A 12,115-nucleotide genomic window follows, 5' to 3' on the forward strand; every position below is an offset into this window, starting at 1 on the left:
TAAGAAACCGTTTCCAGTAACCAGCCATGCAAACAGGACCAAATTTCGCGATGAGCCAAGACAGACAAACTCCGGTCCGGCTGGACGACACGGATCGTAAAATCCTGTCCCTTCTGCAGGAGGATGCCACCCTGTCGCTGGACGATATCGCGGCCCGCGTGGGCGCCTCCAAGACCCCGGTCTGGAACCGGATTCGCAAGCTGCGCGAGGCGGGGGTGATCCGCGGGCAGGTCGCGCTGCTTGATCCGGATTCACTGGGGCTGGACGCGTGTTTCTTTGTCCTGATCCGAACCAGCGAACATGACCCGGATTGGGCGCGGAAATTTCTGACCGCCGTGCGCGCCCGCCCCGAGGTGATCGAGGCACACCGGCTGGCCGGCGATATCGACTATATCCTGAAGGTCCGGGTCCGGAATGCGCGCGCCTATGACCGCTTCTATCAGGCGCTGATTTCCGAGGTGAAGATCCACAACGTCACCGCGCTTCTCTCGATGGAAGAACTGAAGGCGACGACCTCATTGCCGCTCGACTGACCCGCGCGACTGCAAGCGCCGCGGGGGTATTTGGAAAAACGGTGAAGCGCGCAGGCCGGCGCGCGTCAGGCGGTGCGCGCGCGCGTCAGTGCCAGGGGAAGCGCCTCGGCGAAGGCTGCCAGCTCGGCTTCCGGCCCGCAAGAGATGCGGATGCAACGGTCCATCGGCGCGACACCGGGCATCCGTGCAAAGATGCCCTGTGCCTCAAGCGCCGACAGCACGGCACGGGCGAAGCTTCCATCACGCCCGCAATCGATGGCGACGAAATTGGTGGCCGAAGGCAGCGCCGACAATCCGTTGTCTTGCGCAATCCCGGCGATCCGCAAGCGGGCAGCGGCGACATTGGCGCGGGTCAGTTCCAGCCAGGCCTTGTCCTGCAACGCAGCCAGGGCCCCGATCTGTGCGGTGCGGTTGATCCCGAAATGGTTACGGATCCGGTCGAAACCCGCGATAAGTTCGCGCGGGCCGATGGCATAGCCGACACGTGCGCCCGCCATGCCATAGGCTTTCGAGAACGTGCGCATGCGGATGACGCGGTCATCCTCGGGATCGATGCGGGGAATGGCATCTTCGGGCGCAAATTCGGCGTAGGCCTCGTCCAGGACCAGCAGCGTTCCTGCCGGCAGGCGATCCAGCATCGCCAGGATCGTCGCTCCGGAATGCCAGCTGCCCATCGGATTGTCGGGATTGGCGAAATAGGCCAGCCGCGCCCCCGCGTCATGCGCAGCGGCGACCAGCGCGTCCGGATCCTCGGCATCGCCACGATAGGACACCTTGTGCAGCCGCCCGCCGAACCCCGCCACGTGGTAATTGAAGGTCGGATAGGCCCCGTCCGAAGTCACCACGATCTCGTCCGGTGCAACCGTCAGCCGGACCAGAAGACCCAGCAGCCCGTCGATCCCCTCGCCCAACATGATCTGGCCAGGATCAATGCCATGCAGTTCGGCCAGCGCGGCGCGCAGGTCATGGCTGTCGGGATCGCCGTATTTCCAGACTTCGGCAGCGGCACGCGCCATCGCCTGGACCGCCAGGGGCGAGGGGCCAAACCCGTTCTCGTTCGCGCCCAGCCTGGCACGGAACGCGGCCCCCCGGCGGCGCTCCAGCGTTTCGGGGCCGGTGAAGGGAACAGAGGCGGGAAGGCTGGCGGGGATCGGGGCAAAGCGAAGGCGTGTCATGGCGAAACCAGAACCTCAATTGGCCCGCGGGTGCAAGGGGCGCGAACGGCGCGGCCCGCCCCCTGCGGCATGGCTTCACCGTTTCTCAAATACCCCTTCAACGCCGATCGCAGGTGCAGGTTCAGCCTTCGGGCCCCGACCTCTCGCGCGCACCGTGCCGGATCAGGCGGCGATCCTCGTCCATTTCCAGCCACATCGCGTTCAGGACCGCAAAGCCCGCGGCCAGCGGCAATCCCAGGATCCAGGCGAAATACCACATCGCATTCTCCTCAATAGGCGTGACGTTCGGGGTCCTCGACATCCTCAGGGCCGACCTTGCCCCAAAGCACGCGATAGACCCAGGCCGTATAGGCCAGGATGATCGGCAGGAAGATCAGCCCCGCCACCAGCATCACGAACAGCGTCTGGTGCGAGGAAGAGGCATCCCAGACCGTCAGCGAACTGTTCGGATCGGTCGAGGACGGCAGGATGAAGGGAAACATCACCAGCCCGACCGACGAGATCACGCCGAAGATCGCCATCTTCGACCAGAGCAGCGGCGAAAGCTCTCCCTGCCCCGACAGCGCGCGCCGCGCCATGAAGGTGCCAAGGAACCCCAGCACCGGGGCAATGATGATCCAGGGCCGGGCGGAATAGGCTGCAAGCCAGCTTCCCGTGCGCGTCACCTCGGACAGAAGCGGGTTCGACGGCCCGTCATGGGGAGGCTCGGTGACGAAGGCAAAACCGCCGATCCCGAAGGCCAGCCATAGCCCGGCAAGGGCATAGCCCGCCATGACGATCAGCGCCGCCGTCTGGCCAAAGCGTCTGGCGCGCGCCTGCACGTCTCCGGTTGTCTTCAACACCAGCCAGCCCGCGCCATGCATGACCAGCATCGAGATCGACACGATCCCGCATAGCAGCGCGAAGGGGCGCAACAGCCCGAACAGCTTTCCGAAAAGCCCGCCTTCATAGATTGGCATCAGGTCGGGGGTCAGATGGAAGGGCACCCCCAGAAGGACGTTCCCCACCGCCACCCCGAACAGCAGCGCGGGCAGCGCGCCGCCGAAGAAAAGCACCCAGTCCCAGAAATTGCGCCAGGCCGGGTCCTCTCGCTTGCTGCGATACTTGAACCCGACCGGACGCACGATCAGCGCGACCAGGATCAGGAACATCGCCAAATAGAAGCCCGAGAAGCTGACTGCGTAAAGCGGTGGCCAGGCAGCGAAGATCGCCCCGCCGCCCAGGATGAACCAGACCTGGTTGCCCTCCCAGACCGGGCCCACCGTGTTGATGACGACCCGTCGCTCGGTGTCGGTCTTGGCGACGAAGGGCAGCAAGGCCCCCGTCCCCATGTCGAAGCCGTCGGTCAGGGCGAAGGCAATCAGCAACACGCCCAGCAGCAGCCACCAGATCACGCGCAGGTATTCAAACGGAATAAGCTCGAACAGGATCATTTGCGCACCTCCGCACCGGCGGTCAGCAGGCTTTCATGCCGCTCGACCCAGGCCCGCGTGAACTCGACATCCTCATGCGGGCCCTTGCGGATGTACTTCAGCATCAGGCCCATCTCGACGACGAACAGCGCGGAATAAAGCAGGAAGAAGCCGCACAGCGTCAGCGCCACCTCGGCCACGCTGAGGTGGCTGACCGACAGCGCGGTTGGCAGCACCTCGGCAACCGTCCAGGGCTGGCGCCCGTATTCGGCCACGATCCAGCCCATCTCGACCGCGATCCACGGGGCGGGGATCATCAGGACTGCAAGGCGCAGCGACCACCGCGGAAAGCTCATCCGCTTGAACGAGGCCCGCCAGAAGAAGAAGGCCATCGTCGCGATGAAGCAGAAGCCAAGCCCCGCCATGATGCGGAAGGCCCAGAAGATCGGCCAGACGGTCGGGATGGTGTCCATCGCCGCCTGCTGGATCTGCGCCTCGGTCGCCTGCCGCGGATCGTCCAGATAGCGCTTCAGCAGCAGGGCATAGCCCAGGTCGCCTCCATGTTCGCGGAACTGCGCGACCAGCGCCGGATCGACATCGCTGCTGCGCTGATCCTGGATCTGCATGAGCAGGTCATAGGCGATGATTCCGTTGCGCACCCGGACCTCGGCCTCGCGCTCCAGATCGGCGATGCCCCGGATCTCCTCGGTCAGTGACCGGGTTCCGATCAGGCCCATGACATAGGGGATATGGATGCCCCACTTGGTCTCTCGGGCGTCCTGATCGGGCCAGCCGAACAGCGTGAAACTGGCGGGCGCGGGTTCGGTTTCCCACATGGCCTCGATCGCGGCCATCTTCATCTGCTGGTTCACCCCGGCATCATAGCCGGATTCATCGCCCAGCACGACGACCGAGAACGCCGCCGCCAGCCCAAAGGCCGACGCGATCCCGATCGAGCGTCGCGCCAGATCGACATGGCGGTTCTTCAGCAGGTACCAGGCCGAAACCCCAAGCACGAACACCGAGGCCGTGACATAGCCTGCGCTTACGGTATGGACGAATTTCGCCTGCGCGACCGGATTGAAGATGACGTCGTAGAAACTGACCATCTCCATCCGCATCGAGATCGGGTTGAACTCTGCGCCGACCGGGAACTGCATCCAGCCATTCGCGATCAGGATCCACAGCGCCGAGAAGTTCGACCCCAGCGCAACCAGCCAGCCGACGACCAGGTGTTGGCGCTTGGACAGTTTTTCCCAGCCAAAGAACCACAGGCCGACAAAGGTGGCCTCAAGGAAAAATGCCATCAGACCTTCGATGGCCAAGGGGGCACCGAAGATGTCCCCGACATAATGCGAGTAGTAGGACCAGTTCATACCGAACTGGAATTCCATCGTCACCCCCGTCGCCACACCGATGGCGAAGTTGATGCCGAAAAGCATGCCCCAGAACTTGGTCATCTGCCGCCAGATCGGGCGATCGGTCATGACATAGACCGTCTCCATGATCGCGACGATGACGGACAGGCCAAGGGTCAGGGGAACAAACAGGAAGTGAAATAAAGCAGTGGCAGCAAATTGCAGACGGGAAAGCTCGACGACTCCGAATTCCATGGCTCTCTCCTCGGGGAATCGGGAAAAAGTCTAGTCCAAGGCAATGAATTGGGTAGCGAGGGCAAGGTCGCAGCGACGATGTGACGCAACCACCAGCGGAACATCGCATGAATATCGCGCAATTGCAGTCATAATCTGTACGGCAAGGGCGTCGTCCAAGCCTTCGGTGGGTTCATCCAGCAACAGGATTGCCGGACGTTTCAGCAGAGCGCGCGCAATGGCGACGCGCCGGGCCTCGCCCCCGGAAAGCGGCGCCCCCCCGTCGGCCAGGCGCATGTCCAGCCCGCCCGGCAGATGGTCCAGCCGCATTGCGGCCAGCATTCCGGCCAGTTCTTCCTCGCTTGCCCCGGGCGCGGCCAGGGCAAGGTTCTCGCGCAGGGTTCCCGCGACCAGCGCGGTTCGCTGCGGCACCAGCGTCAGGACGGTGCGCAACTCGTCCTCGGGCCAGTTCTGGACCTCGCGCGCTCCAAGGATGATCCCGCGTCCCGCCGGCGGGATCAGCCCGGCAATCTGCGCCAGCAAGGTCGACTTTCCGGCGCCGCTTGGCCCGGTGATCCCCAAAATGTCGCCGGGGCCAACCGTGACCCCGTCCACGACCAGCGGCACCGGATTTCCTGCATTTTCCCTTACCCGCGGCATGGGCTGTTCGAGAACGGGCGCGACTCGCAGCATCGCCTGCCGGATGCGGCCCCAATCCCCGACCGCGCGACGCAGCGGCGCCACCGCCTCGGACAGGGCCAGCGCGGCAAAGAAGCACATGGCGGCGATCGCGGGATCCAGCGCCCCTTGCGCGACGGCGCGGCCGCCAAGGACCAGCGCCCCGACCATCGCCGCAAGGCGGCCCAGTTCCTGCACCGCCACGACTGCGCGCTCGGTCGCCTCGATCTCATCGGCAAGCGCCCCTGCCCGCCTTTCCGCAGCCATGGCCTGCGCGATCTGCGCATCGATGCGGCCGTGAACCAGCAGGTCGTCCCGCGCTGCGGCAAGATCCAGCGCGTGGCTGCGGAAATCGCTCTCGGCATCGTCAAGCGGACCGCCGAGGCGTGCGGACCGGGCAAATCCCCAGGCCCCGGACAGGCCCGAGGCAAGCAGATGGCAGCCGCAGATCCACAGCGCCATGACCCAGCCGGCCAGCCAGCCCAGGACCAGCAGCGACAGCAGGATCACCACCGCCGCCGCGACCCCCGGCAAAACCAGGCGCAGCGGCAGGCCGTCAAGGCGGTCGGTATCGGCGATGACCCGCGCCAGCGCCGGGCCGCGCCGCAGCATCAGCAGCCTTTGCCAAGGTAAGTCCGACAGACCCGACAGGACCGCGCCGCGCAGGTCGACGACCGCCCGCAGCGTCGCATCGTGGCCCAGCATCCGCTCGCCATAGCGTGCGGCGGTGCGGATCAGGGCCAGACCGCGCACGGCGGCGGCCGGGCGGAACACGTCGAACATGACGGCACCCCCGGCATAGCCCGCCAGCCCGGCCAGCGCGGCGGCGCTGATGAACCAGCCCGACAGCATCAGCAGCCCGACGCCCGCCAACAGGACCAGCACCGCCAGTCCCATCGCCCGCAGCATGGCAGAGGAACGGGCCATGACCTTCCACAGTTGCCACATCACGCCGCCCCGATCCGGTATTCGCGGCCGATGGCGCGGATCAGAGCGCCGTCATGGGTGGCGATGACCAGCCCCGCCCCGGCGCGGTGTGCTGCCAGCAGGCCCTGGATGACGCGGGCCGCCGTCTCGGCATCAAGGTCAGCGGTCGGTTCATCCGCAAGGATCCAGTCAGGCTGGCCATGCAGTGCACGGGCCAGCGTCAGGCGCCGCCCCTCGCCGCCCGACAGGCCGGCGCCACGCTCGCCCAGCCGCGTCTCCAGCCGCTGCGGCAGGACATCGACCAGATGCGCCGCCTGCGCCCCCGCCAGCGCCGGGCCCAGATCGCCGCCCCTTCCCAGCCGCAGGTTGTCCTCAAGGCTGGCGTCCAGGAAATGAACCGACTGCGGCATCCAGCCCAGGCGCGCGCGCGAAGGACGCATGACCTCGCCTCCGTCCGGCGTCTCCAGCCCGGCCAGCAGGCGCAGCAGCGTGGTCTTGCCCGCACCGCTGGGTCCAGTCACCACAAGCGCCTCGCCGGGCAGAAGCTCAAGGTCGGGATAGTCAAGTCCACGCAGCGACACCCCCCGCAGTGCAAGGCCGCTTGGCCCTTTGGCGGCAGCGTCGCGTGGCAGCATCTTTGCCGGGGCAAGCTCATCGACCAGAATATCTGCTGCGGCCTCGGCGGCAGCACGGTCATGCCACAACCCGGCCAGATCGCGCAGCGGCTGGAAGAATTCGGGCGCGATCAGCAGCAGAAACAGCGCCGGGCGGATCCCCAGTGGCCCGCCCCAGGTGCCGGTGCCGATCTCACCCAGCACCGAAAACCCGCAGAACACCGCCATCATCGCGATCCCCAGCGCCGCGAACAACTCCAGCACGGCCGAGGACAGGAACGCGATCCCCAGCACCCGCATGGTGCGCCGGCGCAGTCGATCGGCGGCCATCCTGAAGCCACGGGACAGCGCGGGCACGGCATCCAGCAGCCGGATATCGGGTAGCGCTCCGATGCGGTCGGCCAACAGCGCGCCCATATTCGCCATCTCGCCCAGTTGCGCGCGGCTGGCACGCCCCGTCGCCTGTCCGATCAGGACCATAAAGACGATGATCGCCGGCCCCGCAACCAGCAGGATCAAGCCCGCCGCCCATGCACTTGCAAATGCAGCCGCGCCAACCGCCAGCGGCACCGCCAGGCTGCGGTCGCGGATCAGCGCATTGCGCGCGGCGAATGTCCCCAGCAAGGCCAGTTGATCCCCCGCAAGCGTCGCGATCGCCCCGGCGCGCGATCGCGCGGCCCGGAGGGCGACATGCTCCAGCAGCTCGCCCCGCAAGCGTCCCACGGCAATCCGCCCGGCACGCTGCGCCAGACGTTCGGCGACCAGCGTCAACGCCAGCCGCAGCAATCCGGCCCCGCCCAGCAGCCAAAGCGAGGCCGGACCCGCAGCCCGTTTCTCGATCATCGCCGACAGCATATCCGCGGCCCCCCAGGCCATCGGCAACCAAAGCAGCCCGGCCAGCACCGACAGGGCCGAGGCTCGACGCAGCAGGACAGCCTCGGACGCGAGCAGGCGCGCAGCAGAACCAGATCGCGCGTCAGGCATGAACGCTCACCCGGCTTCGCCGTTTCGGAAATACCCCAGGGGAGTCGCGCGGAACGCGCGGCGGGGGCAGCGCCCCCATGCCCTCGCCCCCCGCTCAGAACGCCTTGAAGGTCATCGTCGTCAACGTGCGCGAGATATGGGGAATGTCGAACAGGTTCTCGGCCAGGAACCGGCCGACATCCTGATCCTCGGGGACATAGATCTTGGCAATCAGGTCGTAATCGCCCGAGGTCGAGTAAAGCTCGCTGACGATTTCCCGGTCGTAGATCGCATCGGCAACCTCATAGGTCTTGCCGGGCGTGCAACGAAACTGGACGAATACCGGACGCATGGCGAACCTCCTGGGCTTGGCGCGGACAACCTAGACCGCGCTCGGCGCCGGGGTCCAGTCCCCGCGCGCATGGCCGCGCCAGAACCGGCGCATCAGCAACGTCGCGGCAAGGGTCAGGCCTGCGACCAGCCCCAGCCACAGGCCCTTGGGGCCCAGTCCCAGCACAAAGGCCAGGCCATAAGCCACCGGAATCCCGACCAGCCAATAGCTGATCCCGGCAATGACCATCGGCATCCGGGTGTCCTGCACGCCGCGCAGCAGGCCAAGCGCGATCACCTGCAGCGCATCGGCCATCTGGAACAGCGCGGCATAGAACATCAGCCCGGTGGCGAAATCGATCAGGGCCGGCGTCTCGGGATGGTTCACGTCCAGATACAGGCCGACCAGCGCGCGCGGGAACAGGATGAAGGTAGCGACCGCGATCAGGGCGATGCAGACCGAAACCACGGTGACCGTTACCGCGGCATCGCGCATCCAGCCGCCATCACCCCAGCCCTTGGCCTGACCGACACGCACGGTCGCGGCATTCGACATGCCAAGATGCAGCATGAAGGTGATCGAGGCCAGTTGCAGTGCGATCCCATGCGCGGCCAGTTCGCGCGTCCCGATCCAGCCCATCATCACGTTCGAGCCGACGAACAGCCCGCCCTCGGCCACCATGGTCAGACCGATGGGCAGGCCCAACAGGAAGACCTTGCGCATATAGGCCCAGTCAGGGCGCCAGAAACGCTTGAACAGGTGATACTTGCGCGCCACGGGCAGCCATGCCGCATAGGCGGTGATCGCGGCCAGTTGCAGGAATTGCACGATGATCGCGGCGACGGCCGCGCCTTCGACCCCCAGCTCGGGTACCCCAAGGTTGCCGAAGATCATCACCCAGTTCAGGAAAATCACCAGTGGCAGACCTGCCAGCGTGATCCACAGCACGACCTGCGGACGCTCCATCGCGGCCAGATAGCTGTTCAGCGTCAGTTGGCACAGGACGGCCAGCAGGCCGAATCCGGCAATGCGCAGATAATCCTGCGCCAGCTCGGCCACGACGGGGGCCTGGCCGATGGCCAGAAGGATCGTCTCGGAGTGCCACAGCAGCGGCAGCATGACGATGGCATGGATGATCGACAGCCACAGCGCCATCCGGGCCGAGCGGCGGACCTCGGTCTCGTCATCGCGGGCGATCGCGGCGGCGATCACGCCCATCACACCGATGCCGAATCCCATGCCCAGGAAGAACAGGATGTTGAAGAACGAAACGGCGATGACCAGCGCCGCCAGTTCGTTGACCCCGTACCAACCCACCATGATGGTATCGGCGACGCTGATCGCCATGCGCGCAAGATGGCTGCCGACCAGTGGCAGGCCGAGCGCGAGCGTCGCGCGCAGATGGGGGGCATAGCGATCAAAGGTCATGCCCCTGCCTTATCCTTGGGCAAAGGCCAGAGCAAGCTGCACGTTTCAGGGCCGGATCTCGACCTCGGTTCCGATCCTCGCCAGCGCATAGATTTCCTCGATCTCGTCATCCAGGATGGCGATGCAACCTTCGGTCCAGTCGCCCCGCACGCGATAGCCCTTGGGGATCTGGTTCGGCTGTCCGTGGATCATGATGTCGCCGCCCGGATCGATCCCGGCCTTGCGCGCGGCCTCGCGGTGGCGGCGCTGGGGATAGTCGATGCCCAGGGACAGGTGAAAGCGGCTGCGATCGTTCAGCCTGTCGATGCGGAAAACCCCCTCGGGCGTCCTGCCGTCCCCTTGCCGCGACTTGTCGCCGCGTGGGGATGAACCCAGCGCGACGCGAAATGTCTTGGGCGGCCCGTCCTGCTGAAAGACGGTCATGCGCCGGGCGGCCTTTTCGACAAGGATCCTCTCGATGGGCGATGTCAGGCGGGCGGGTTCCTCGGGTCCGGTCTGGGGGACATAGCCGCCCTGTCCGGGCCGCGTCGGAAATTCGGGCAGGCGCGCCATGATGCCCGGATGCGGGCGCACCAGCATCCACCCGCTCCAAAGCAGGAAAAGCACGGCCAAGGCCGAAAACAGCGCCGCCAGCCTTTTCATCGCTCGCTTCCTTCAACCTCCTGCTATTGCAGGTCGGCAAAGGCCTTTTTCAGACGGGCCACGGCCTCGACCACGCGCCCCCGCGGCGTCGCCAGATTGAACCGCAGGAAGCTTTCGCCCCCGGTCCCGAAGGTCGGCCCATGATTCGCCGCGATGCGCGCGCCCTGTTCGACGCGGGCAGTGAATTCGGCGGCAGTCATGCCCGTCCCCGAAAAATCGACCCAGGCCAGATAGGTCGCCTGCAGCGGCATCGAGCGCAGACCGGGGATCGCGTTCACGCCCTCGTCGAAGATGCGGCGGTTGCCGTCCAGGTATTCGACCAGGGCATCGACCCATTCCGCACCCTCGGGGGAATAGGCGGCGGTGACCATCTGCGGGCCGAACATGTCCGGCTTGACCCCAAGCGCCAGCAGCCGCTGCCTGATCCGGTCGCGCAGGGCTTCATCGGCGATGATCATGTTGCCGATATGCGCGCCCGCGATATTGAAGGTTTTGGTCGCGGCATTCAGCGTGACCAGTCGCGGCGCCAGTTCCGGCACGACTTTCGCAGTTACCAGATGACGCGGCGCGCCCGGCATCACGAGGTCGCTATGCACCTCGTCCGAAATCAGGATCAGATCATGCGCCTCGCAGAAGGCGGCGACTTCGCGCAACTCCTCGGCCGACCAGACACGCCCGCCGGGATTGTGGGGCGAGCACAGGATCAGCATCTTCTCGCGCCCGGTCATCAGCGGGCGCCAGTTGTCCCAGTCCATGCGGTACTGGCCGTCGTGCATTGCCAGCGGCAGTTCGACGACCTCGCGCCCCGACGCGCGGGCCACGCGGGCAAAGGCGTGATAGACCGGGGTCATCAGCACGATCCCGTCGCCCGGTTCGGTCAGCGCGTCGATGCAAAGCCCGGTCGCGTTCACCAGCCCCTGCGTGGTCAGGATCCAGTTCGCCTCGATCTCCAAGCCGTGGCGCGTCTTCAGCCACCAGCGGATCGCGTCGCCATAGGCGCGGGTGTCGGACGGATAGCCATAGACCCCGTGGGCGGCGATCGCCTCGACCGCACGCTGGACCGAGGTCGGGGGGCGGAAGTCCATGTCGGCGACCCACATCGCGATGCCATCCGAGGCGGACACGCCAAAGCCCTGTTCCATGTCGTCCCATTTGGAACAGTCGGTGCCCACGCGGTTGATGATCTCGTCGAAATCGGGTCTGGTCATGGCGTCGCTTTCTCTCAATTCCCCGCGCCACCATAGCGGCTTGTTGCGCAAGGCCAAGGGTTGCCCTAGATCACAGTCATGACATTGCGCAGCATCATCCTTCACCCCGATCCGCGGCTGAAAAAGCCTTGCGACCCCGTCGCCCGCATCACGCCCGAGATCGAGACCCTGGCCGCCGACATGCTGGCGACCATGTATGACGCACCCGGCGTCGGCCTGGCCGCACCGCAGGTGGGCGTGATGTCGCGCCTTTACGTCATGGATTGCGAAAAGGATCCGGACGCGCCGCACAATCCGATCGTCATGGTGAACCCGCAGATCACCTGGACCTCGGAAGGGCTGAACACCTATGAGGAAGGCTGCCTGTCTATCCCCGACCAATATGCCGACGTGACCCGCCCGGCCGAGGTCCGCGTGGAATGGCTGGGCCTTGACGGCAAGACGCATGAACGCGAATTCGACGGCCTTTGGGCGACCTGCGCCCAGCACGAGATCGATCATCTCGACGGGCGGCTGTTCATCGACTATCTCAGCCCGATGAAGCGCCAGATGATCACCCGCAAGATGGTCAAGCTGAAGCGCGAGCGCGCGCGCCCCTGACCGCAGCCGCCT

12 protein-coding genes are annotated in these 12,115 nt (G+C 66.0%); 2 read left to right on the forward strand and 10 right to left on the reverse strand.

From position 1 onward, the window contains the following. Positions 1-50 precede the first annotated feature (50 nt). Positions 51-533 carry an Lrp/AsnC family transcriptional regulator gene (locus tag RM190_RS01660; protein WP_311757636.1) on the forward strand — a complete coding sequence of 161 codons (483 nt, stop codon included), beginning with the start codon at positions 51-53 and terminating at the stop codon, positions 531-533. A gap of 65 nt (positions 534-598) precedes the next feature. Here RM190_RS01660 and RM190_RS01665 read toward each other — a convergent pair whose 3' ends face one another. The 10 genes from RM190_RS01665 to RM190_RS01710 all read right to left on the reverse strand — a co-directional run bounded on the left by RM190_RS01665 (position 599) and on the right by RM190_RS01710 (position 11,503). Further along, the gene (locus RM190_RS01665) at positions 599-1,708 is read right to left on the reverse strand and encodes a pyridoxal phosphate-dependent aminotransferase (protein WP_311757637.1); all 1,110 of its coding nucleotides are present in this window, start codon (positions 1,706-1,708) and stop codon (positions 599-601) included. A gap of 121 nt (positions 1,709-1,829) precedes the next feature. Next, positions 1,830-1,967 (reverse strand): cytochrome bd-I oxidase subunit CydX, encoded by a 138-nt coding sequence (gene cydX / locus RM190_RS01670; protein ID WP_311757638.1) that lies wholly within the window; start codon positions 1,965-1,967, stop codon positions 1,830-1,832. 10 nt (positions 1,968-1,977) lie between these two features. Continuing rightward, positions 1,978-3,141 (reverse strand): cytochrome d ubiquinol oxidase subunit II, encoded by a 1,164-nt coding sequence (gene cydB / locus RM190_RS01675; RefSeq protein WP_311757639.1) that lies wholly within the window; start codon positions 3,139-3,141, stop codon positions 1,978-1,980. After that, positions 3,138-4,733, reverse strand: coding sequence for a cytochrome ubiquinol oxidase subunit I (locus RM190_RS01680; RefSeq protein WP_311757640.1), 1,596 nt, complete (start codon positions 4,731-4,733; stop codon positions 3,138-3,140). The genes cydB and RM190_RS01680 overlap by 4 nt, the downstream gene beginning before the upstream one ends. A 30-nt stretch (positions 4,734-4,763) precedes the next feature. Beyond that, a complete protein-coding gene (locus RM190_RS01685; protein ID WP_311757641.1) occupies positions 4,764-6,338 on the reverse strand; it encodes an amino acid ABC transporter ATP-binding/permease protein in 1,575 nt (524 codons plus the stop codon). Continuing rightward, entirely contained in the window at positions 6,338-7,915 is a 1,578-nt protein-coding gene (locus RM190_RS01690) for an ATP-binding cassette domain-containing protein (protein WP_311757642.1), read from the reverse strand. The genes RM190_RS01685 and RM190_RS01690 overlap by 1 nt, the downstream gene beginning before the upstream one ends. A 94-nt stretch (positions 7,916-8,009) precedes the next feature. Next, positions 8,010-8,246, reverse strand: a complete 237-nt coding sequence (locus tag RM190_RS01695) for an Lrp/AsnC ligand binding domain-containing protein (protein ID WP_311757643.1) — start codon at positions 8,244-8,246, stop codon at positions 8,010-8,012. Between the two features lie 30 nt (positions 8,247-8,276). After that, positions 8,277-9,653: an MATE family efflux transporter gene (locus RM190_RS01700; RefSeq protein WP_311757644.1), complete on the reverse strand. Its 1,377-nt coding sequence runs from the start codon at positions 9,651-9,653 to the stop codon at positions 8,277-8,279. 45 nt (positions 9,654-9,698) lie between these two features. Next, positions 9,699-10,295 (reverse strand): L,D-transpeptidase family protein, encoded by a 597-nt coding sequence (locus RM190_RS01705; RefSeq protein WP_311757645.1) that lies wholly within the window; start codon positions 10,293-10,295, stop codon positions 9,699-9,701. Positions 10,296-10,318: 23 nt separating this feature from the next. Then, a complete protein-coding gene (locus RM190_RS01710) occupies positions 10,319-11,503 on the reverse strand; it encodes a MalY/PatB family protein (RefSeq protein WP_311757646.1) in 1,185 nt (394 codons plus the stop codon). A 78-nt stretch (positions 11,504-11,581) separates the two neighbouring features. Between RM190_RS01710 and def the strand changes: the two genes are divergently transcribed. Further along, complete coding sequence (gene def, locus RM190_RS01715) at positions 11,582-12,103, forward strand: peptide deformylase (RefSeq protein ID WP_311757647.1); 522 nt, start codon at positions 11,582-11,584, stop codon at positions 12,101-12,103. Positions 12,104-12,115 lie beyond the last annotated feature (12 nt).

This window comes from Paracoccus broussonetiae (assembly GCF_031854425.1).
In the GTDB taxonomy this organism is placed as follows: Bacteria; Pseudomonadota; Alphaproteobacteria; order Rhodobacterales; family Rhodobacteraceae; genus Paracoccus; species Paracoccus broussonetiae.